This is a genomic window from Antiquaquibacter oligotrophicus, from assembly GCF_020535405.1.
Taxonomy (GTDB): domain Bacteria; phylum Actinomycetota; class Actinomycetes; order Actinomycetales; family Microbacteriaceae; genus Rhodoglobus; species Rhodoglobus oligotrophicus.
Map to the genome: position 1 here is coordinate 357,673 of NZ_CP085036.1, position 21,878 is coordinate 379,550.

General features: G+C 65.7%; 23 protein-coding genes. 6 read left to right on the forward strand and 17 right to left on the reverse strand.

What is annotated here, in order from left to right; genetic code table 11:
* Positions 1–61: 61 nt before the first annotated feature.
* Positions 62–1,054: a hypothetical protein gene (locus LH407_RS01780; protein WP_322133005.1), complete on the forward strand. Its 993-nt coding sequence runs from the start codon at positions 62–64 to the stop codon at positions 1,052–1,054.
* A gap of 6 nt (positions 1,055–1,060) precedes the next feature.
* Here LH407_RS01780 and LH407_RS01785 read toward each other — a convergent pair whose 3' ends face one another.
* From LH407_RS01785 to rpsO, 6 genes are all read right to left on the reverse strand, one after another.
* Positions 1,061–1,750 (reverse strand): anti-sigma factor, encoded by a 690-nt coding sequence (locus LH407_RS01785; RefSeq protein ID WP_322133004.1) that lies wholly within the window; start codon positions 1,748–1,750, stop codon positions 1,061–1,063.
* A complete protein-coding gene (locus tag LH407_RS01790) occupies positions 1,731–2,309 on the reverse strand; it encodes an RNA polymerase sigma factor (protein WP_322133003.1) in 579 nt (192 codons plus the stop codon). The genes LH407_RS01785 and LH407_RS01790 overlap by 20 nt, the downstream gene beginning before the upstream one ends.
* A complete protein-coding gene (locus LH407_RS01795; RefSeq protein ID WP_322133002.1) occupies positions 2,306–2,929 on the reverse strand; it encodes a class F sortase in 624 nt (207 codons plus the stop codon). Before LH407_RS01795 ends, LH407_RS01790 begins: the two co-directional genes overlap by 4 nt.
* A 60-nt stretch (positions 2,930–2,989) precedes the next feature.
* The gene (locus LH407_RS01800; protein WP_322133001.1) at positions 2,990–3,811 is read right to left on the reverse strand and encodes a DUF4397 domain-containing protein; all 822 of its coding nucleotides are present in this window, start codon (positions 3,809–3,811) and stop codon (positions 2,990–2,992) included.
* A gap of 101 nt (positions 3,812–3,912) precedes the next feature.
* Entirely contained in the window at positions 3,913–4,671 is a 759-nt protein-coding gene (locus tag LH407_RS01805; RefSeq protein ID WP_322133000.1) for a fructosamine kinase family protein, read from the reverse strand.
* Positions 4,672–4,773: 102 nt separating this feature from the next.
* Complete coding sequence (gene rpsO, locus LH407_RS01810; protein ID WP_322132999.1) at positions 4,774–5,043, reverse strand: 30S ribosomal protein S15; 270 nt, start codon at positions 5,041–5,043, stop codon at positions 4,774–4,776.
* A 167-nt stretch (positions 5,044–5,210) separates the two neighbouring features.
* On the opposite strand from rpsO, the gene LH407_RS01815 reads away from it, so the two are divergent.
* Entirely contained in the window at positions 5,211–6,389 is a 1,179-nt protein-coding gene (locus LH407_RS01815) for a MarP family serine protease (protein WP_322132998.1), read from the forward strand.
* 17 nt (positions 6,390–6,406) lie between these two features.
* On the opposite strand, the gene LH407_RS01820 is transcribed toward LH407_RS01815, so the two are convergent.
* The 7 genes from LH407_RS01820 to LH407_RS01850 all read right to left on the reverse strand — a co-directional run bounded on the left by LH407_RS01820 (position 6,407) and on the right by LH407_RS01850 (position 14,099).
* Positions 6,407–7,081 carry a lysoplasmalogenase gene (locus LH407_RS01820; protein WP_322132997.1) on the reverse strand — a complete coding sequence of 225 codons (675 nt, stop codon included), beginning with the start codon at positions 7,079–7,081 and terminating at the stop codon, positions 6,407–6,409.
* A 2-nt stretch (positions 7,082–7,083) separates the two neighbouring features.
* On the reverse strand, positions 7,084–7,542 hold the full coding sequence (locus LH407_RS01825) for a VanZ family protein (protein ID WP_322132996.1): 459 nt from the start codon (positions 7,540–7,542) through the stop codon (positions 7,084–7,086).
* A 41-nt stretch (positions 7,543–7,583) separates the two neighbouring features.
* Positions 7,584–8,333 carry a nuclease-related domain-containing protein gene (locus tag LH407_RS01830; protein ID WP_322132995.1) on the reverse strand — a complete coding sequence of 250 codons (750 nt, stop codon included), beginning with the start codon at positions 8,331–8,333 and terminating at the stop codon, positions 7,584–7,586.
* A gap of 236 nt (positions 8,334–8,569) precedes the next feature.
* Positions 8,570–10,801, reverse strand: a complete 2,232-nt coding sequence (locus LH407_RS01835; RefSeq protein ID WP_322132994.1) for a HelD family protein — start codon at positions 10,799–10,801, stop codon at positions 8,570–8,572.
* Positions 10,802–10,977: 176 nt separating this feature from the next.
* On the reverse strand, positions 10,978–12,210 hold the full coding sequence (locus LH407_RS01840) for a PrsW family intramembrane metalloprotease (RefSeq protein ID WP_322132993.1): 1,233 nt from the start codon (positions 12,208–12,210) through the stop codon (positions 10,978–10,980).
* Positions 12,211–12,240: 30 nt separating this feature from the next.
* A complete protein-coding gene (locus tag LH407_RS01845; protein WP_322132992.1) occupies positions 12,241–12,810 on the reverse strand; it encodes a hypothetical protein in 570 nt (189 codons plus the stop codon).
* A gap of 17 nt (positions 12,811–12,827) precedes the next feature.
* Positions 12,828–14,099, reverse strand: a complete 1,272-nt coding sequence (locus tag LH407_RS01850) for an MFS transporter (RefSeq protein ID WP_322132991.1) — start codon at positions 14,097–14,099, stop codon at positions 12,828–12,830.
* An 84-nt stretch (positions 14,100–14,183) separates the two neighbouring features.
* Between LH407_RS01850 and LH407_RS01855 the strand changes: the two genes are divergently transcribed.
* Positions 14,184–15,140 carry a GlxA family transcriptional regulator gene (locus tag LH407_RS01855; RefSeq protein ID WP_322132990.1) on the forward strand — a complete coding sequence of 319 codons (957 nt, stop codon included), beginning with the start codon at positions 14,184–14,186 and terminating at the stop codon, positions 15,138–15,140.
* Here the strand turns inward: LH407_RS01855 and LH407_RS01860 are convergent.
* Genes LH407_RS01860 through LH407_RS01870 form a run of 3 tightly spaced genes read right to left on the reverse strand, consistent with a single transcriptional unit; the run spans position 15,130 to position 17,925 of the window.
* Positions 15,130–15,966 carry a mycofactocin-coupled SDR family oxidoreductase gene (locus LH407_RS01860; protein ID WP_322132989.1) on the reverse strand — a complete coding sequence of 279 codons (837 nt, stop codon included), beginning with the start codon at positions 15,964–15,966 and terminating at the stop codon, positions 15,130–15,132. The genes LH407_RS01855 and LH407_RS01860 overlap by 11 nt on opposite strands.
* The gene (locus LH407_RS01865; protein WP_322132988.1) at positions 15,929–16,492 is read right to left on the reverse strand and encodes a carboxymuconolactone decarboxylase family protein; all 564 of its coding nucleotides are present in this window, start codon (positions 16,490–16,492) and stop codon (positions 15,929–15,931) included. Before LH407_RS01865 ends, LH407_RS01860 begins: the two co-directional genes overlap by 38 nt.
* Before the next feature lie 41 nt (positions 16,493–16,533).
* Entirely contained in the window at positions 16,534–17,925 is a 1,392-nt protein-coding gene (locus LH407_RS01870; RefSeq protein ID WP_407650609.1) for an FAD-binding oxidoreductase, read from the reverse strand.
* A gap of 111 nt (positions 17,926–18,036) precedes the next feature.
* On the opposite strand from LH407_RS01870, the gene LH407_RS01875 reads away from it, so the two are divergent.
* From LH407_RS01875 to LH407_RS01885, 3 genes are read left to right on the forward strand one after another with little or no spacing between them, the layout of a single operon-like run.
* A complete protein-coding gene (locus tag LH407_RS01875; RefSeq protein WP_322132987.1) occupies positions 18,037–19,497 on the forward strand; it encodes an Ada metal-binding domain-containing protein in 1,461 nt (486 codons plus the stop codon).
* The gene (locus tag LH407_RS01880; protein ID WP_322132986.1) at positions 19,494–19,985 is read left to right on the forward strand and encodes a DUF6328 family protein; all 492 of its coding nucleotides are present in this window, start codon (positions 19,494–19,496) and stop codon (positions 19,983–19,985) included. Before LH407_RS01875 ends, LH407_RS01880 begins: the two co-directional genes overlap by 4 nt.
* A complete protein-coding gene (locus tag LH407_RS01885; RefSeq protein ID WP_322132985.1) occupies positions 19,975–20,967 on the forward strand; it encodes a YihY/virulence factor BrkB family protein in 993 nt (330 codons plus the stop codon). Before LH407_RS01880 ends, LH407_RS01885 begins: the two co-directional genes overlap by 11 nt.
* On the opposite strand, the gene ku is transcribed toward LH407_RS01885, so the two are convergent.
* Positions 20,964–21,860, reverse strand: a complete 897-nt coding sequence (gene ku, locus LH407_RS01890) for a non-homologous end joining protein Ku (protein WP_322132984.1) — start codon at positions 21,858–21,860, stop codon at positions 20,964–20,966. The two genes, LH407_RS01885 and ku, sit on opposite strands and share 4 nt — an antisense overlap.
* Positions 21,861–21,878 lie beyond the last annotated feature (18 nt).

Sequence of the window (21,878 nt, forward strand, 5' to 3'; positions counted from 1 at the left end):
CGGTCATGAGGCCCGGTCAGATCTTGCTAGCCTGGCGCGAGCTGCTGAGAAGGATGCACAGATGAGCGATCAGACACCACCGGGCGATGCGTTTCCACCGCCGATGCCCTCCCCGGATTCGACGTTCCCTCCGCCCACACCCCCGGGACCGGCGCTCCCTCCGCCATCAACTCCGCCCACCTATGCTCCGTACTCCCCGCCGCCTCGGCGTGCTGGACGACGTGTCGGTCTCGTGATCGGCATCGTTGCCGCGAGCGCACTCGTTGTTGTCGGGTTGGGAGTCGCGGGTTACTTCATTGCCGAGCGCGTCGTCGAGTCGATGGACGCGAGCGGCGGGGATGAGCGCACCGCGGAGATCCTTCCGCTCGTCGAGGGCTCGCCAGGCCCGGCTGTTGCCGAGACGCCACTCGAATGCCCGGAGTCGTGCTTCGAACTCGAGACATTTGGCGACATCGGCCTGAGTAGCGACACCTATGCCGAGATGGGTTTCGACCAGACCGAGTGGTGGGGCGACTACGAAGACAGCACCCCACGCAAGGAGTACAGCTACGCCGCTCGCGGTTGGGACGAGGGAGAGGGAGCACCCGACGAGTGCTTCGTCACGAACATCCGTGTGCCGGTTGCGGTGCCCATCGGCACACGACCCGAGGACGGCGGCACCATCGGGTATTTGGGCTATTACCTCACGAGCAACGACGAGTCATCGCTTCAGGAATCTGCTCGCCTGTTCGACGATTCGGCGAGTGCCGAGGCGCACATGAGTTCTCTGAGCGATATGGTCTCGCAGTGCTCGACCTACGAGATGGGAAGCGGCGCCGAATACTGGACAGCCGATGTCACGGCCGCGCCGGCGTTCGATCTTCCGCCGAGCGTCGCGGCGGTCGGTTGGGTCGAGGATTCGCCGTTCGAGAGTCGTTACTACTCGGCCGACCTCCAACGCGGCAACATCGTTGTCCGCGTTTCTCTCGGAACGTACGGTGACACAACCGAGGAGTCGTTCCGCGACTACGTCGAGAAGCTCGCGGTGCAGCTCGATGAACTCCCCGTCGGATGATCGGCTCTACGAGATCGTGAGCTGACCCCGCACGATCGAGTCCCCGGAGTGCGCTGGATCCCCATCGAGGGGCTCGGCAGACACGTCCACGAGATCGTATTCGGAGATGTCGATGCCATCCGGGATGGGGAACACACCCGACGTGCCCTGGACCGTTCCCAGGCTGACGAGCTTGGTGGCATCCGACGTGATGAGCCACACCTCGGTGTAGCCGTTTCTCTCCTCGGGGACGTCGATGTCGAGCCGCACGACCCGGGCGCCGTCCGGGCTCTCCTCGACGAGTGCCTCCCCGCGAGCACCCGGCCAGTCCGGAAACGCGTCGAGCGTCGCCGATGCGAGCACCACCGATGAGACGGGCCGCAACATCTGCCACGTCGCAATTCCGCCAGCGCCCAGGATCACGGCCAGGGCGGCGGCAATGACAAGGGGAATCCACGAGCGACGGCGTAGGGGCGTAACCGCGGCCGGAGCGGGAGCCGCGTCGGCGACCTCCGCGACGATGCGTTCCCACACACGAGGGGAAGGGACGAGAAGCTCCGCATCCAGGGTGGAGCGACCCACCCGCGCGGCGCGAGCGAGGATCTCGACCTCGGACGCGCACGTCGGGCAGTCCGCGAGGTGACCGAGTTGGTCATCCATCCCGGTCGTCTCTCCGAGCGCGATGATTGCGAGATCGTCAGGGTCGATGTGGTGCATGGGTCACCTCCAGACGTTCGCGCATCCGGTGCAGACTACGCCGGATGTGACTTTTGACGGTGCCGAGGGGCATCTCGAGTCGAGCCGCTATCTCCTGATGAGTGAGGTCATCGAAGAACGCGAGCCGCATCACGCGCTGCGCGTCGGGTTCGAGCCGGGCAATCTCATCGGCCACCACAAGTGTCTCCGCCACATCGGGAGGTTCGACCGTCCATTCACTCTCGGTAGAGACGGAGGTCAATTGCTCGTGGAGCCGACGGATGCGGGCGCGCGCCTCGTGCGTGTCTGCGATCTTGTTGCGCGCAATCGCGATCAGCCAGGTGGAGAGACTGGCCCGATCGGATCGGTAGCCGCTTCGGCCGGTCCAGGCCGCGACAAAAGTCTTCTGGGTGACATCCTCGGCGTCGCTCACATCGCCGAGCGACCGAACGGCGAGGGTGTAGACAAGCGGGGCCCAACGCTCGTAGACGCGCGCGAGTGCTCGTTCGTCGCCACGGCGGAATGCCTCAGTCAGCCGATCATCGTCGTGCCGGCTCGCCTCGTCACGGCGTGTACTCATGGAACCGGCACCGCCGTCACCATGATGTTGTCGGAATAGCGCAACTGCTCGCGGTCGAATTGCCCGCCGCACGTGATCAGGACGAGACGGGGCGAGCCCTCGCGGTCGAAGACATGGTCGACGGGCAAGTCGTCCTTCGCGAGACTCTGCACCGATTCGACGACATAGTCACGCACCGACCCATCCGAGCTCGTCACCGAGATGACCGTACCCCCGGCTAACGACCTGAGCGCGGAGAAGGGACCGAGCCCGTACTCGAGCGAATCGACGTGCGCGGAAATCACCGTGGTGCCCGCCTCGCTCCCGGGGTCTGACCCGAATCTGTACCAGCCGGCGATCGAGACATCCGGCGGCAGCTCCATAAACCCGTCGGGCTGCACGCCGACGGGCACCACGGTGACGTCGATCCCCGCCGACGGCGCCTGCACGCGCGTGGGCGGTACCGCAACACGCACAGACGAGAGAGCGGCGCTCTGCGTGCCGATCGGTTCACCCTCGCGCGTCGGCGCAGGAGTCGGTGTGGCCGTCGACGGGATGCTCGGCCCCTCCGCAATGGAGGGCGCCGAGCATCCCGCGAGCAGGAGGAGGGCCGCGACGGCAAGCGCGAGTGGCTTCATCATGGCTCTCCTCCTGTTCTTCCTGTGATGCAGGTTGTGATGCGGGGTCGTGCGGTCGAGACGTTATCGAGCTGACTCGACGCGGCGAGCCCGAACGATGGCGATTCCTACGACTGCCATGAGGGCGAGCACTGCGGAAACGCCGACGGCAACCGATGCGGGGTCGGGGTCTGCGGCAAGGCCCGCCGTACCCGAGTTCACTCCGTCGGGGGTCGAGTGCAGTCCACCGATGGTCTGCACGGCGAGGTCGAGGTTTTCGTCCTCGAGGCTGCCCCACGCGTAGACGATCGTGTTCACACCCTCCTGCACGTCGACAGGTGCCGGCCCGATGACCGGGTCGGTTGTGCCCGCTGCGGCGACGGCGGCCTCGATCGTTCCCGCCGGAAGGTTTGCCTTGGCCTCGTTCGGGTTGCTCAGGTTGCTGAATGCGACGGCGCCATTGGCGAGAACATCCACCGCGGGGGCCGCAGCAACGTGGCGAACGGTCAGCCGGCCTTCACCAGCCGGAAGGGTGGCGAGGTCATTGGTGAAGAGAGTCGCCGTCGGCGTGCCGTCCTCGGCGAGGTGAGCGACGGCCGTGTAGCTCGTGCCCGCGGCGAGCGGAAGGGTGACGGGTCCGATTGCGGGGCTCGTGATCGGGTCATCCACCGCCGTGATGACGACCTCGTAGTCGCCAGCGGGCAGGTCGACGGCATCCGTGAGGGTTCCCGGAGTGAAGTCCTCGAGGAGAACCTCACCGTTGACCCAGACATCGACGGGCAGGTCGGGAACGGCATGCAGGATGTACAGGTCTGCGGTCGAATCGGAAATCGCCTGAGCCGGGGCCGCGAAACCCACGGCGGCAACAACACCGGCTGCAAGGCCGGCGGCGAGCTTCTTGTGCATGGTGTCCTCCTCATGATCGGCGGATTTCGCCTGTCATGTATCTCTTCCCTCCACGGCATGATCCTGGATGCAGGTCGGACAGATTTTTTTCTGGAGGGATCTCACAGCTCCATGACACGTTCGGCCGCGGCGTGCAGTGCCGTGCCGTAGTGCCTGCCGTGCCCTGCCGCGTGCACGGCGAGGGGGTGGAGTTGATGCAGGGGAATCCGCGAACGCCAATCGGGCATCAGCGAATGCTGCTCCTGGTAGCCGTCGATCACGAGCTCGAGATAGGGGCAGCCAAAGAGGTCGAGCATCGCAAGATCGGTCTCGCGGTGACCTCCGTGCGCGGCCGGGTCGATGAGTACAACCCCCTCCGCTGACCAGAGCACGTTTCCCGCCCAGAGGTCGCCGTGAAGGCGAGCGGGCGGCTGTCCGTCGTCGAACTCCCCCGCCGTGATGCGCTGGCACACACGACGAACGACCTCCGCTTCCTGGAGCGTGACATTACCCGCGGCGAGAGCGATCTCCAGAAACGGAAGCACTCGGTCCCGCGCGTAGAAGACACCCCACGATCGCTCGGATGCCCGTGCCATCGATCTGCGACCGATGAAGAGTGGCCCGTCCCAACCGTCGGGCGCTGTCCCGAACGCGGCGGCGCCCGCGTCGTGCGTGCGAGCGAGTGCCGAGCCGAACTGCCGCGCTGCGTCCGCCGTCGGCGGCACCTCGACGATGCGCTCGAGACGGATACGACCGGGTTCGACATCGAGCACATGCGCGATGGTCGCGCCCCGAGCATCCGCGAGCCATCTCAACCCCGCCGCTTCGGCCTCGAAGAAGCCGTCAGGGGCGTGCGGGTTCGACTTCGTGACGTCGCTCACGGGCACACCATCGCGGGACGCAGAACGGGCCGCCACCCGCTTCTCAAGGAAGTGAGGGTGACGGCCCGTCTGATCAAGATCGACGCGATCTCTCGCAAATGCCTAGCGGCGCAGCCCCAGGCGCTCGATGAGCGAGCGGTAACGCTCGATGTCGATGTCCTGGAGGTAGCCGAGCAGCCGGCGGCGCTGGCCCACAAGCAGAAGCAGTCCACGACGCGAGTGGTGGTCGTGCTTGTGCTCCTTGAGGTGCTCGGTCAGGTCCTTGATGCGCTGTGTGAGCATCGCGACCTGGACCTCAGGGGATCCGGTGTCACCGGGGTGGGTAGCGTATTCGTCGATGATCGCCTTCTTGATGTTGGCTTCAAGAGCCATAAGGTGATCCCCTTTCTCCTCGTTGCGCGGCGCCCGTAGCGGGAATGCTCGAGCTCTCTTTATCCGCGGCCGTCAGACGGCAACCTTGGGAGTCTAGCAGAGTGAGGATGCCGGGCACACGCGCGGTCCCTCAGCCAACAGCGAGACTGCCAGCCTAGGCTCGACGCGTGAGCGAGTCGACCGTCCTGGATGTGTTCCTCGTCCTGGTGATCCTCGGATACGTCGGTTATGGGATTCGAGCGGGCCTTTCCCACGCACTCTTCGCATTCGGCGGTGTTGTCGCGGGAGGTGTTGCGGCGTTTTTCCTCGTGCCGATCGTTGCTGCGTGGGTGCCGCTGGCGGAGATCCGCCCCGTCGTGACGGTTGCGGTTGTGCTCGTGCTGCTCGCACTCGGAACCACCGCGGGCGCCGTGCTCGGGCGTCTGGCGCGCAGCGGCGTGGAGGACACTCCGCTGAGCGGCATCGATCGCCTGGCAGGAGGTCTTGCGACCGGCGTTGCCGCTGCGCTCATCGCCTCCGTGGTCGCCACCAGCGTCGCCCAGCTCGGGATCCCGCCCCTCTCGCGAGCCATCGCCGGTTCGGCCGTGCTCCGCACGATCGGCACGGTGACTCCCGACCCCGTGGAGGCATGGCTCGCACAACTCCGCGCCGGCCTTATCGATAGTGGCCTCCCGGTCGTCACCGACGCGTTCGGCATCGGTGAGCCTGTCATCCCCTCGATCGATGCGGGATCACCCGAGCTGACGGCCGCGGCACAGTCGGTCGTGCGCATCACCGGGAACGCATTTGCGTGCGGAGTTGCGCAGAGCGGGAGCGGGTTCGTGGTCTCCGACGATCGTGTGGTCACCAACGCCCACGTTGTCGCGGGAGTGACGGAACCGGTTATCGAAACACCCGGCGGCCAAGCGATCGCGGGAACCGTCGTGTACTTCGACCCCATCGTCGATCTCGCCGTCATTGCCGTGCCGGGGCTCGATCCGGAGCCGCTCCCCCTCGGTGACACCGCACAGCCGGGAACGGATGCCGCGGTGCAGGGCTACCCCTTCGGTGGACCGTTTACGTCCATCCCCGCGGGCGTCATGAACGTCGGTGTCGTCTCCGTCGATGACATCTACGAGATTTCCCGGTCACCACGCGAGATCTACACCCTCGCCTCCGACGTCAATCAGGGCAACTCCGGCGGCCCCGTCCTGTCACTGAACGGCGAGGTCATCGGCGTGGTCTTTGCGAAGAGCGCGGACACATCGCGAATCGGGTACGCGGCGACGATGGCCGAGCTCGATCCGGTGGCGGACGCGGCCGCGGGCCTCACCGCGGATGTGTCGACCGGTCAGTGCATCCGCTGAGGAGCTCGCTCTCGTCGTCAGTTCGGTAAAGCACGTTCGCGTCGCCACGCCTCGCGCACCGCCCCCAGAACGATGAGGCCTTGACCACCGATGTAGAAGGTCATGATGATGACGTCCTGCTGCCAGAACTCGAAGCCGGGCACAAAGAGGCGCAGCGCCAGGAGACTGTCGGAGACGAGGAACAGGAAGGCACCCACCGCAATGATGGGTGTCGTACCGAGTGCCGCGGTAGCTACGGCGCACACGAGTGCGCCGTAGAAGACAACGGCGACCGTGAGAGCACCGGTGTGGGGCACAAGAAGGACAAGAAGGGCGATGAGCCACACGGCGTAGCCGAGCGCGCCAAGCGGCGGCCGACGCCGTCGCAACGGCCGCAGGAAGAGCACGAGGTAGGCGACGTGGGTGAGCACAAAAGCGCCAAGGCCGATGAGGAATCCCGCTTCTCCGGGATCCCTCAGGAGGGCATCCCCCACACTCGCGAACACGAGCGCGAGGGCCGCCCAGAGTGCGATCTCGGACCGTCGTCGCGGCACGGCGACAAGAAGCGCGAGCAGTAAGGCTGGCATCACCGACACCTTCGCCCAGTAGGCGACGGGCAGGAGGAGGAGACCGAGGGTGACGAGGTGAACGATCGCGACGATCACAAACGGACCGAAGGCCAACGTCCTCGATCTGGGGATGCTGCTCGCCATGGTCAGAGTCGGCTCGCAATCGGTTCGCTCGACACACGCCCTGCCCGGCGTTTGCGTGCCGCAGCCGCTGTGAGAACGAGTGCGAGCAGGGTGCCGAGGATCGCGCCAAGGGAGTTGGCGACGATGTCGCGGACGTCGGGAACGCGACCACCGATGAACTGCTGAACGAATTCGATCACCATGGTCAGGAGGAAGCCCAGCGCGATCGCGAGCCACCACCGCCGACGACCGAGGAGGAGCACAAAAAAGAGGCCGAGCGGAACAAACATCGCGATGTTGGCGAGGAACTCGAGAGTCGAAAAGGTCAACCACTGTGTTGCCTCGTAGCGATCGAAAAATTCCGCCATGCGCCACAGCAGGTTGGAGCTCGCGCGCCCGGACTGAGGTGTGAGGGTCGCCCACCCGACGACACCCAGATAGACGAATGTCGCGAGAGACAGGTAGGGGTGTCGCGCGAACATTCCACCATGATGCCCGTTCCCTCTGTGAGAACGCGGCATCCTCACGGCGCGATGGCAGAACTCACGGTGAACGCGACCACGGCCCAGACCCCGACGCACAGCACGAGGCCCGCCGTGAGACTGAGGATGGTGCGACGGCGCGCGGCCGCGCGCACGTGAGCTCGAACCTGCGCGAAGGCACGGTGGAGGTGCCGGCGATCGGAGGTCTCGCCCGTTGGTTCCGGCCACGTTGTCTCGCGGTCGGCGAGATCGGAGAGCAGCGCCACCTCCGGCCCCGCGAGAGTTGCACTACGGCTAGCGAGGTGTCTTGCGAGTCGTTCCGCCGTCACAACCTCGACCGTGCTGTGACGGGAAATCGTGGTGAGGCGCCGAGGCGCCACGATGACAAGGAGCGGGGTCACGGCCACAGGATGGCCGCCTCCCGCGACCGTCAACCTGCGCGCCACATCATCCGCCTGACGCGCGACCGAGCCCACATCGTCGGTCCGGACACCCGCGATAAAAAGATCACCATCGAGAAGGGCTTCCCTGTCGCCGTAGTCCGCGGAACGTACAGCGAACACCCCCGTCGGCCCGAGGACGAGGTGGTCGAGATCGTGTCCCTCGAGGGGCACGTCGTGAAGGACGTCCCACCGGGGGCCGAGGTTGTCCAGGATGTCGCCGACCACGAGTTCGGCGACCGCCTCACGATAGTCCGCCCTGCACTGAGAGCTGAGCGGGCTCGCACCCAACAACCCGGCGAGGGTGGACCTCGGCGGTGCCGAAGCCCAAGCCGCGACAACTCGACTCATCGAAGACTCTGCAGCGACTCGCTCTCTCACGCCCCGCCCGTGCACCATTTAGCTCCCGCGTTCGAGGCCGGAAAAGACGTTGGGCCGGAGGCTCCCCCGCCTCCGGCCCTACTCGTTGCGGCCGAAGCCGCACCCGATCGAACCGGTCGTTCCCCCGAAAGACAACGATTCGTGTATTCAGTGTGCCAACCTGGGAGTTCTCCGCAAACCCCCCAATACGGGTGTAACCGGTGGGATCAGGGCCGCGGCATCCCCACCGGGAGATCGGAATCAGCCACAACGTACAGTCGCTGAGTCGCGCGTGTCATGGCGACGTACAGCGCGGAGGCGCCTCGACTGTGCTCGTCGACGATGCTCTGCGGTTCCGCCACAATCACCGTGTCGAACTCCAAACCCTTTGACTCCTGGGGAGTCAACACCGCGATTGCCCGAGTGAGACCAACAGCTCCCACCCCGACCTCGGATCCGAATTCTCGGGAGAGCGCCGCGGTGAGTCTCCCACGGACCTCCCCGGTGGCGATAACGGCGACGGCACCGGATCCGCGAGTGCGGTCCTCGCGAATGGCAGAAACCACGGCGGCCTCGACCGGCTGACCGAGAGTGACGAACACCGGCCATTCGCCCTCCCGCACCGCGCGCGATCGCGTGATGTCGAGCCCGTGCGCTCGCGCGACCTCTTCGGCCACCTCGCTCACCTGGGCGGGCGTTCGGTAGTTGACCGTGAGCTCCTCCAGTCGCCACGAACGACCGAGGTGGGGGTCGAGGGCGCCAGACCAGCTCGTTGTTCCTGCCGCAGCGGAAGCCTGGGCAACATCCCCCACGATCGTGAAAGATTTCAGTGGGTTTCGACGCACGAGCACACGCCACTGCAGGGGAGACAGTTCCTGCGCCTCGTCGACAACGATGTGGCCGTAGGTCCACTCACGGTCGGCGGCGGCCTGCTCCGCCGTGGTGCCGCGGTAGACCTGCGCCTCGAATCCCTCGGCGAGGGATCGGGCATCCACGAGTCCCTCCACCCGCATGTTGCGAATCGCCTGCTCCGCGTTGGCGATGTCGCGTTTGCGTTGCTGCTTGCGTTCGGCCTTGCGAGCATCCGCCGCCAGGTCGACCTCACCGAGCAGTTCTGCCGCCTCATCGAGGAGTGCAATATCGGACACCGTGAAGTCGGCGTCCCGACCGCGAAACAGCAGCGCTCGACGCTGCTCCGACCACGTCGGGGTGAGCTCGGCGAGCCACGCCGGGCGCGCATACAGATCGCGGATGAACTTCTGAGGTGTGAGAGGCAACCACGCCGTGTTGAGCAGCACTCTCACGTCGTAGGACGTCCTCAGGTCCTCGCGCAACCACCCGAGGTCGGAGTCCTCGATCGTATTGCCGTGGGATCGCAGCTGATCGGCAAGGAGTCTGGTGAGGCTCGAGAGTGCTGCCTTGTTGAACGTCACCCTCGCGACGTTGTGCGGCTTGCGGGTCTCCCACGCGCGCTGCATCGCGCTGTGAATGACCGACGGCTGGATGGTGAGTCGCTCTCCGTTGACATCGATGACCTGGGCCTCACGCGGCACGATCTGGCGCGAGCGCACGGCGCGCTTCAGGAGGTCGACCATCTCGAGGCTGCCCTTGAGCTCAGCTACCTCCGGCGCATCCTCGTCTGTGGCCTCTTCACCGGGGAACAGCTGACCGAGACTCGCGAGCACCACCCCCGTCTCGCCAAGCGACGGGAGAACCTGCTCGATGTACTGGAGGAACGACGGAGACGGGCCGACGATAAGGACGCCGTTGGACGACAGCCGCTCGCGATGCGAGTAGAGCAGGTAGGCGGCACGGTGAAGAGCGACAGCCGTTTTCCCCGTGCCGGGACCACCCTGCACAACGAGGGCACCCGCGAGTTCTGAGCGGATGATGGCATCCTGCTCGGCCTGGATCGTCGCCACGATATCGACCATCCGTCCGGTGCGCTGCGCCGTGACGGTAGCAAGAAGGGCAGCTTCACCCTGGAGCGAATCGGAGGCATCGTCGAGCAAGTCGCGGTCGAAGATTTCATCGTCGATACGGATCACGTCACGCCCAGCGCTCTGGAGGTGCCGACGTGCACGGGCCCCGAGCGGAGTGGCGGCGGTCGCCTGATAAAACGCCCTCGCCTGGGGAACCCTCCAGTCCAGCAGGAGTGGGCGCTGGTCATCGTCTCGGAGTCCGATGCGACCGATGTAGTGGTGCTCGGCTCCGGCCGGGGCATCCGCGAGTGTCAGACGGCCGAATGCGAGACGCTCATCAACCTGCCGGAGCTGGGCAACACGATCCTCGTAGATACGCGCGAAGGCGTCACGCTCAGAACGGTTTTGGTGTGTTCCACCCGCATTCTCGCGACGAACGGCGTCGAGCCGGACGCGGGCATCCTCGAGCAACTCATCGAGCCTCGAATAGAGGGAGTGGACGTAGTCCCGCTCCCTCTCCAGCTCGCTCGACGCCATGCGCCCACCTCTCGATTTCAGGCCTACAAGTCTAGACGGAGCCGACAAGAACACTCTTGCGCGTGGCGGTGAGCGGTGGCAGTCTGGACGAAGAACAACTCATCGCCCGGAAGAGTCGCAGGCAGTGCCGCACCACCGGGCGATGAGTCTGTTAACGGACTCTTTCCCGCCCGCGATCACGCCGAGGCGAGGGCCCGACGGTCGTCAACGAGAGCGGGAAGCAGTCGCGCCTCGTCCACGGTGGCAGCACTCCGGCCCCGACCGGTGATGATCCGCTGACGAGCGAACGCGAGTCGTGTTGCGCCCTGCAAGTAACGCTTCATCTCTGCTCCCTTGCCGCGAGAACGCGCCCAGGCGATGGCTTGCCTGCGGCCTTGCGCAGTGGCGATCACGGCCACTTCGTCCGGGTGCAACCATCCCGCCTGCGAGTACTCGGTCAGACGATCAAAGGTGAGCTTTGACTCTTGATGCCGAAGGAAACGCACCAGGAACACCGCACCGACAAACAGAGGAACCTGCACGAGCACGTAGTAGCCGTAGAAGTTCGAGACGAAGAACAGTGCACCGTTCCAGAATGCGTGAAGGAGAATTGCCGGGATCAGTCCGATGAGGAAGTAGCCGAGGGCGCCGAGCGCCGAGGCGCGCCGGGCGGCGAGACCGAGAGCGATACCAACAAACGACGTGAACATGATGTGCGCGAAGGGCGACATGATGCCCCGCACGAGGAAGATCTCGACGACACTCCCGTCGACACCCCCCGCCTCGATCAGTTGCGAGCCGAAGTAGAGAATGTTCTCGGTGAAGGCGAAACCGCCAGCCACCCACGCCGCATACACAATGCCGTCGACCGGGCCGTCGAAGTGCTTGCGCGCTGCCCAGAAGATCACGAGGACGCCGAGTCCCTTGCCGACCTCTTCGACGATGGGCGCTTGAACGGCGGCACCGAAGAACTCGTAGCCGGGGCCGGGGCCGCCCATGCTGTTGATGACGTTGTCGATTTCGGCACCGACGATGAGGGCCAAGAGCACCGAGAGGCCTGCTCCCCACAGGAAAGCGAACACGACAGCAGCACGAGGCTCGGGCTCCCACTTGTCGATCCATCGAATCCCGAAGAAGACGATCGCGAGCGGAACGAGCGCGAGCACACCCCCGAGCGCGAACGCATTCACACCGAGTCCTGCGATGAGGAACACGGCAACAAAAAGGGCGATGATCGAGAGCAAGACGATGCCGACTATGCCGAGAACGAGCCGCGCGGAGCTGCCGGGACTCGCGGGAGGTGGCGGCAAAGGGATCGACCCGGTCGACGCCGCGGCTACCTCGGCCGGTGCCGCGCCGGGCGCCGCGTGCGGCACGCCGGAGGACGCCGTGTAGTCCGTGATCGACGCCGTGGGGTTGGTGTGCGTCATGGACACGACACTATCGGCTCGAGGGAGCGCTCAACTCTGTTGCTCACGGAGGATCTGAAGCGCGCGATTGACTCGCTCACCGAGACCCGCAACTCGTTTCCTGGCCGTCCTCGACACCCGATCGACGAGCTCCTGGATCTCGGCGCGGTGTTGCTCGTGAACGGTGGCACGCGCGCTCGCGGCAGCGACGGATGCCCGCGCCGCTGCCAGAGCGAGCACGTAGGTGACGACGGGCAACGGCAGAGCCGCAAGGGCCAGCGGCCACGTTCCCACCGTGAGGGCGAGAGGAATGAGCGCCAGTGCGGTCGGAGCGAGCCGCCAGGGAGTTGCTCGCCAGAGCTGCGCGGTCGCTCCTCGACCCGGAGGGATCGCTCTAGCCAGCTCGCGAGCATCCAGTTCCGCGATCTGCTCGCGCAGTGCCGCAAGGCGTTCGGCGTTCGCGCGGGTGCTCTCCATCTCGAGCAATTCGGCCTTGACGCTCGTGAAGGCCGATAGTTGCGGAAGTCGGCTCGCGGTGATCACGATGTCGGCGAGTTGGAGGGCAAGGAGGCCCGTCCACACCGCAAGAAGCAGGACCGCGAGCAGAAGGTCTGTCGTCACGCGACGACACTACTCCCCTAGGTGAGCACCTCTCGGCGGGCTCGCGTGATGCCGAGGCTCACGATCGCCGCAACCACGCAGAGGCCCGCCGCCCCGAACCACGCAATGGTGTACTCGCCCGTGCTGTCTCGCACGGCTCCAGCGACGATCGCGGCGATGGCGGCTCCAATCTGGTGGGAGGCGAAGACCCAACCAAAGACGACCGGCCCGTCCTTGCCAAAGATCTCCCGGCACAGGGCGACGGTAGGTGGGACTGTCGCGACCCAGTCGAGACCGTAGATGATCACAAAAACGATGATCGGGGGCTGGACCGTCGCCGAGAGCAGGAACGGGAGGATGAGAAGTCCGACTCCGCGGCCGGCGTAGTAGATGCCGAGGAGGATGCGCGGATTGATGCGGTCGGTGAGCCAGCCCGACGCTATCGTACCCACGATGTCGAAGATGCCGACGAGGGCGAGCAGGCCGGCGGCCGTTGTCTCGGGCATCCCGTGATCGTGTGCGCTGGGAATGAAATGTGTGCCGACGAGGCCGTTGGTGGTCGCGCCGCAAATGGCGAAGCCCGCGACGAGCGCCCAGAAGGTGCGAACACGGCTCGCGCGCCGCAGCGTTCCGAGCGCGATACCCACCGCGCTGCCGGTGGGGCGCAGGGGCGGGACCCACCCCGAAGGCGCGCCGTAGGGAGTAACCCCGAGGTCGGCCGGGGTGTTGCGGAGGAAAAGGAGGACGAGAGGTACAACGAGGAGCGCACCACCGGCGACGAGCAACGATGCCTGCCGCCAACCCTGATCGGCGACGAGGATGGCGATGAAGGGGAGGAAGGCCAACTGGCCCGTCGCCGACCCGGCCGTGAGCACACCGACGACGAGCCCGCGGCGCTTGATGAACCACTGATCGGCAACCGTTGCGGCGAAGACGAGCGCCATGGAGCCAGTCCCGAGTCCGATCATCACGCCCCACGTGAGCACGAGCATCCACGGGGCCGTCGCGAAGATGCTCAATCCCGCACCGGCCGCGACAAGCAGTAAGGCGACGGCGGTGACCCGACGCAGACCGAATCGCGCCATGAGAGCCGCGGCAAAGGGTGCCATGAGGCCGTACAGCAAGAGATTGACGGTCACCGCGAGCGAAAGCTCGGTACGTGTCCACCCGAATTCCTCTTCGAGTGGCAGCATGAGCACACTCGGCGCCGCTCGGAATCCGGCGGCCCCGACGAGGGCGAGGAAGGCGACCGCGGCGACGATCCAGCCCGGATGAAGTCGACGTGTTCGGAGCTCGGGGCCTGCGGTCATGCATCGAGTATGCTCGCACTCAGGTTGGCAAGAATGGCAGTTGTCGCAATTATTTCGCCAAACCTCGTCAACAGGGAGACAGGGATGCACGAGATCGTCGCCGTAGCGCTGGATGGCAGCATCCTGCTCGATCTCGGTGTGCCCCATCAGGTATTCGACTCGGCGCGGGGCGCTACTGGCGAAGCGCTCTACCGTGTGCGCATCGCGAGCATCGGCGGTCTCCCGGTGTCGACGAGTTCCGGTGTCGAAGTGTCGGTGGCGCACGGTCTGGAGATCGTGGGGGAAGCGGATACCGTCATCGTCCTCCCCGGCCGGGAGGCCAGAGTCGGGCCCCTGAACACCGACCTCCGCGACGCCCTCGTCGGCGCACGAGAACGTGGCGTCAGAATTATGGCGATTTGCACGGGAGCGTTCGCACTCGCCGAAGCGGGACTACTCGACGGGCGCCGCGCCACAACCTATTGGGTGCGCTCTGCCGAGTTCGCGTCGCGTTTTCCTTCGGTTCGATTGGAGCCGGACGTGCTCTTTGTCGACGACGGCATCCTCACCTCGGCAGGGGTGGCCGCTGGGCTTGATCTGTGCCTCCACGTCGTCCGCACCGACCACGGCGCGGCGGTAGCGAACGACGTCGCTCGACAGTTGGTCATGCCATCCGTGCGCCAGGGCGGACAAGCCCAATACATTCCTCGACATCGCCCCGCGGATGACGACGATCGTTTTTCCGAGCTTCTGACCTGGGCCCGCGCGCGAGTGGGAGACGACCTCACCGTCGCCGACCTCGCCACCCGTGCCTCGCTCAGCGAACGAACGCTCGCTCGACGGTTCCGAGAGCGCACCGGGGCCAGTCCCGGCGCATGGCTCGTTGCCGAGCGATTCGATCGGGCACGCGAGCTCCTCGAGTCCACCGACCTCTACGTCGATGAAGTGGCGCGGGCATCCGGGCTCGGGTCGGCGGCCAATCTTCGCGCGAGATTCGCGCAGCGTTTCGGGGTCTCTCCCACGGAGTATCGCCGCGCCTTCCGCGCCACGGTCAGCGCGTGAGGAGCCCTGCGTCGAGGGTGAACTGGGCGCCCGTGGCGTAGCGAGCGCGATCGCTCACCAAGAACAGCACGAGGTCCGCGACATCCTGGGCCTCGATCCACGGCACCCCGGGCAGGAGGTTTCCCGCACTGCGCTCGGCGATCTCCTGCACTGTCGCTCCCTCCATCGCCGCAAGTCCATCGTTCATGGGGGTATCGACGCCGGTCGGATGGATGCTCACGACCCTGATCCCGAAAGGTGCGAGTTCGATCGCCCACGCCTTCGTGAGCCCCGTGAGTCCGTGCTTGGACGCCACATAGTGCGAAAGTCGGTTGCCGCCACGAAGACCCATCACCGACGAGTTGTTGACGATGACCCCGCTGCCCTGCTTTTTGAGCACCGGGACGACGGCGCGGGCGACGAGGAACGGCCCCTTCAGATTGATGTCGAGCATTGCATCCCACTCGCTCTCGGTCATCTCCTCGAGGGCCGCGTAGGCGACAATGCCGGCGTTGTTGACGAGAATGTCGATGCGCCCGAACTCGGTCAGTGCGGCATCCACCGCGGACTGTACTGCGGTCGCGTCACGCACGTCGGCGACCGCACGTATCGCGCGGCGGCCGAGCGCCCTCACTTCGTCTACGAGGGAGTCGAGTTCCTCCGTCGAACCCTGAGCGTATGCGGGATACTCGATCTTCGCCGCGACATCGAGGGCGACGATGTCCGCCCCGGCGCGCGCGAGTTCGAGGGCGATTGCTCTGCCCTGACCGTGCGCCGCGCCCGTGATGAACGCGACACGGCCGTCGAGCTCAGCGGGTGCGCTCGTCACCGGGCTTGCGGTACTCATAGAGCACCTCGTCGAGCGGCACGCGGCCGACAGTGTTGAAGAGATTGGTCGCCACCATCTGGCCCGCGAAGGCGAGCAGAAGCACACGCAATTGCGGGTGGAATGCCGCCTCGAGCCGCGCGTAGAACTCGTCGGGGATACCGGCGGGGTCGCGCACGATGTACCGGCCCCAGTCGATGAGGAGCTGTTCGGCCTCGGTGACCTGCGGGTTGTCCGGGTCCTCGCCGTTGTCGATGAGGATTCGACGGAAGAACACCGAACACACGAGGCAGTCGTTTTCGTCGGAAATCGCGTACGAGAACAGCGAGACGGCGCGTTCGCCGATGAAGGGCACCAGTTCGTCACGGAGTGTGTACCACTCCATGTAGGCCGTGAAGCTCGGAACGTGACTGAGGAGGGTGGCCTTCATGTTCGTGATGACCCCGCCGTGGTTCTCGATCTGTCGCGCGGCTGCTGCGCGCGCCTCGGCGGTTCGGTCCTGGTCGGTGGTCATCGGGAGGAACGTGGTCTGCGGCTCCTGCGTCATGGCACTAGAGTACCGGCGCTCAGGCTCGTGGTTGCGGGACGTTACGCGCCGAAGACTTTGCCGGGGCCGAGGATGCCGAGCGGATCGAACACCCGCTTGAGTTGCCTCTGGAGTTCGAGCTGATCCTCGCCGAGTTCGTCGCGAAGCCACCGCCTCTTCAGCAGACCGACGCCGTGTTCGCCCGTGAGAGTCCCGCCGAGCCGCAATGCCGCGAGGAACATCTCGTCGGCCGCCGCCCAAATCTCGGCAGGTACCTCCGGCCCCTCGAAAACGAAGTTGGGGTGGAGATTGCCATCGCCAGCGTGTGCGACGGTGGGGATCTCGATCCCGTAGCGCGCCTCGATCTCACCAATCGTGGCAAACATGGCGGGCAGGGCACTGCGGGGAACGCAGACGTCCTCGATGAGCACCGTCCCGAGAACCGCGATGGAGGGGTGGAAGGAGCGACGAAGGGCGAACAGCCGTTCGGCCTCGACCGGATCGCTCGAGAGAACCGCGATGCCGCCGAGCGACGTGATGCTCGTGAGAGCGGCATCCGCTTCGGCGAGCGCGCCTGGCCCGTCGAACTGCACGATGAGCTGCGACCCGCCGGTCGCCGGAAGACCGAGATGCGCCGCGATGTGACGGAGTGCGGATTCACCGATGAGCTCCATCACGGCGGGTGTGAGCCCGGAGGCGGTAATGACGGCGGATGCCCGTGCCGCATCCTCGACGCTGCCGAAAGTCGCACTGATGACGGCAATGGCCCCGGGTACGAGGCGTCGCGTCCGCACGGTCGCTTCGACGACGACGCCGAGGGTTCCTTCCGATCCGATCATGAGCGCGGTGAGGTCGAGACCGGTCACGCCCTTGACGGTCCGGTGGCCTAGCTCGAGCATCCTGCCGTCTGCGAGAACGACCTTCAGCCCGAGCACCGCCTCGCGTGTCACGCCGTACTTGGCGCACAGCAGCCCACCGGCGTTGGTGGCGATGTTGCCGCCAACCGTGGAGATCGCTCTGCTCGCGGGGTCCGGCGCGAACCAGAGTCCATGCGGGGCAAGCTGCTCATTCAGGTCGGCGTTGATGATGCCCGGCTGAACGACGGCATACTCGTCGTCGCGCGAGACCTCCAGCAGCCGGTTCATCGCGAGCATCGAGAGCACGATCTCGCCATGGCCGGCAACCGCCGCACCGGCGAGTCCTGTCCCCGCGCCGCGAACCACAACTGGCGTGTGTGTTGCTGTGGCGATCCGCATGACCGCTTGAACGTCGTCGATCGTCTCCGGTGTCACCACGGCCAGGGGCACGCCGTCGGATACGTAGCCGGAGCGGTCATGCCGGGCCGCCTCTCGTTCCGATTCCGCGAGGCTCACCCGATCCCCGAGGGCCGCGATCAGCGACTCGACGACAACATCGCTCGCAGCGGTCGGATGCTCGGGTGATGTAGTACTCACTCCTCCATTTTCTCAGTCCGCCGGCTGGGGAGCACCAGCTCTCGGTCGAGGGCGTGTTGCAGCGTCTGATTTCCGCTAGAGAGTGTCGTCGGCCGGTGCGAACCTAGAGGCATGACCGACCAGGATGCTCGCTTCGACGAGCGCTATCGTGCGCTCGCGTCGCGGGACCCGAGATTCGACGGACAGTTCATCGCGGGTGTGCACTCGACCGGGATCTACTGCCGCCCCAGTTGTCCCGCCATGACACCGCACCGTCGCAACGTTCGGTTCTACCGCACCGCGGCCGCAGCTCACGAGGCCGGTTTGCGCGCGTGCAAACGATGCTTGCCGGATGCCGTCCCGGGCTCTCCCGACTGGAACATCAACGACGACCTCGCATCGCGCGCCATGCGTTTGATCCTCGACGGCGTCGTGGATCGCGAGGGGGTACCGGGACTCGCGCGGCGGCTCGGGTACACCGATCGTCACCTCGTGCGGGTTCTCACCACCGAACTCGGCGCAGGCCCACTCGCCCTCGCACGAGCCCATCGTGCTCAGTCTGCGCGGGCACTTCTCGTCTCGACGAGTCTCCCGATGTCGGACGTCGCCTTCGCGAGCGGGTTCGCGAGCATTCGCCAGTTCAACGACACGATGCTCGCCGTCTACCGACTGACGCCGACCGCGATCCGTCGCTCCGCTACGCCGAAACGTGTCGGCAGTTCGGTCACGGCACCCGCGGGAGCACAGACGGTCACCCTGCGCTTGCCGACCCGGCCTCCGTTCAACGGACCCGGCCTCATGACATTCCTCGCCGACCACACGGTGCCGGGATGGGAAACCGGGGACAGCGACGTTTTCGAGCGAAACGTTCGACTACCGAACGGCGACGCGCACGTGCGATTCACGCTCGAGGGCGACACGACGGTGCTGTGTGCCGCGACGCTGGACCATCTCGATGATCTCCCGGCACTCATCGCGCGAGTCCGCCGATTCCTCGATCTCGACGCCGACTCCGCGGCGATCGATGGGGCACTCTCGCGGGACGCGCTGCTGTCACCTCTCGTCGCCCGCGTTCCGGGCATCCGTATTCCCGGGGTGCTGGACGCCGAGGAAGCGCTCTTCCGCACCCTCGTCGGACAGCAGATCTCGGTTGCCGCCGCGCGCACCGTGCTCGGTACCCTCACGCGCGAACTCGGCGAGTCCGGCCGTTTCCCCACGGCGGTGGCTTTCGCCGAACGCGGCCGCGAGGTGCTCCGCGGACCGGCGTCACGAATCTCGACCATCGTGGGTGCGGCCGAGGCGATCCTCGATGGCAGGCTCCGATTGGACATCGGGATGCCCGCCCGCGAGTTCATGGAGCAGCTCGTCGCCCTCCCGGGGATAGGGCCCTGGACGGCCGGATACCTCGCGATGCGTGTCCTCGGCAACCCCGACATCCTTCTGACGAGCGACCTGGTTGTGCTGCAGTCGGCACGGGGACTCGGAATCGCCACCACCGCGAAGGAGTTGGAAGGCCGCGCGCACGACTGGGCACCGTGGCGCAGCTACGCGGGGCTGCACCTGTGGCGAGCACGGCCTACGATCGGGTCATGAGCACCGCAGCCGACGCCCTTCCCGACGGTCGCGACGAAACCGAGAACGAGCGCCTGGACCGTAATTGGCAGGAGCTTCTCCAGGAACTGCGGGTGATCCAGACCGGCACACAGATCCTCACCGGATTCCTTCTCACACTCGCCTTCCAGCCTCGCTTCGCGGACCTGGATGCGTATCAGGTGAGTGTTTACCTCACGCTCGTCGCTTTCGCCGCCATCGCTACGATCCTGGCCCTGGCACCCGTGAGCCTGCACCGCGTGCTGTTCCGCAAGCGCGCCAAGGCCGACGTGGTGCGTGTCGCCCACCGCGTGCTCGCACTGACCCTCGTCGCGGTCGCGGCAACCCTCGCGGGCACGGTCATGCTCATCTTCGATGTCGTACTGGGGCGAGAGGCGGGGTGGGTGGCTGCCGCGGTCGCCGTAGTCCTCGCCGTAACGATGTGGCTCATCATCCCGCTCTCCTCGCGGCGGCAGCACAATGAGCGCTGAGCCCCCCACCACGCGAGGGCTCCCCCGCCGGTATTGGGCGTTTGCGGCGCGACGCGCCTGGCACGGATTCCTGCGCCATCGGGGTATCGATTCGGCGGCGTCCCTGAGCTTCTTCGCGGCTCTCGCCTTTTTTCCCGCTGCCCTCGCCATAGTCTCGGCTCTCGCCATCGGCAATGGAGACCGTGCGACCACGTTTCTCCTCTCGATCTTCGACGAAGTAGCACGTCCCGAGACCGTGGACACGATCCGCGAACCGCTCGAGGCGCTCCTGACGATCGGCAACCCCGGCATCGCTCTCGCGATCGGGCTCGTGTTGTCGCTATGGTCACTTGCGAGTTACGGAACGGCGTTCGGTCGGGCGGTCAACGGTGCGTACGAGGTGCAGGAAGGTCGCCAGGTGTGGCGGTTCCGCGGACTCATGCTCGTTGTAGCCGTTTTTCTCTTGCTGATGTTCACGGCGATTGTGGCCCTGCTCCTGACTACCCCGCGAGTCTCGTCGGCGATCGGGCGAACGGTCGGCATTGGTGCGCCCTGGACGATCGCGTTCGACGTTGTGCGATGGCCGTTGCTCGTCGCCCTCGTGGCTCTCGTGATGGCGGTGCTCTATTACGCGAGCCCGAACGTCAAACACGAGCGCATTCGATGGGTCAGTCACGGCACACTGTTCGCCGTCACCGTGTGGCTTCTTGTGACCCTCGCTTTTGCGCTCTACGTCACGACCGTTGCCCCCTACGACCGTATTTACGGATGGTTGGGCGGCGGGCTAGCCCTCCTGCTCTGGCTCTACGTGAGCAACCTCGTGCTCGTCATCGGGGCGGAAGTCGACGCCGAGGTCATGCGCATCCGACAGTTGAGCAGCGGGATGGCGTCGGAGGAATCGATTCAGGTCGCGCTACGCGACACAAAACGCAACCTCATGCTCGCGCGACAGCGCGCCGACGACGAGGCCGAGGGTCGGGCGATCCGCGAAGAAAACTCCTAGGACGCCTTGCTCGTCGACTTGCTCGCGGCCGACTTTTTTGTTGCTTTTTTCGCGGGAGCCTTTTTCGCCGTGGTCTTTTTGGCCCCTGACGTGTCGTCCTTCGTCGAACCCGAGCGGTTACGTTCGACGCTTCGTCGGAGAGCCTCCATGAGATCGAGCACCTCCCCGCCGCCTTCCTCGCCGGCATCGCCGAAGGTCTCCGCCGTGTCGACGGCGTCACCCTTCTCGAGCTTCGCTTCGATCAGTTCCCGCAGTTGCTCCTGATAGTCGTCGGTGAACTTTTCGGGAGAGAAATCGGATTCGAAGGATGCCACGAGAGCCTGCGACATCTGCAGTTCCTTATCGCTGATCGACACCTTCTGATCGAGGGCGGGGAACTGTGCCTCCCGCACCTCGTCGTCCCACAACAGCGATTGCAGCATGAGCACGTCCCCGCGGACGCGCAGTGCGCCGAGCCGTGTCTTCTGACGTAGGGCGTACTTGACGATGGCCGTGCGATCGGTCTCCTCGAGCGTGCGACGCAGGAGAGCGTACGCCTTCACCGACGACGAGTCGGGCTCGAGGTAATAGCTCTTCTCGAACATGATCGGGTCGACTTGGTCGGTCGGCACAAACTCGACGACGTCAATCTCTTTGCTGCGCTCGGCCGGCAGCGTCGCCATGTCGGCATCCGTGAGGATGACCGTGCGATCCCCGTCGTCGTAGGCCTTGGCGATATTGGCGTATTCGACGACCTCGCCATCCAGTTCGCACACACGCTTGTATCGGATGCGTCCGCCATCCTTGTCATGCACCTGGTGCAACGACACGTCGTGATCCTCGGTGGCCGAGTAGACCTTGACGGGCACGTTCACCAAGCCAAACGTGATCGCGCCCTTCCAAATGGATCTCATGGTGCCCTCCACTGCCAT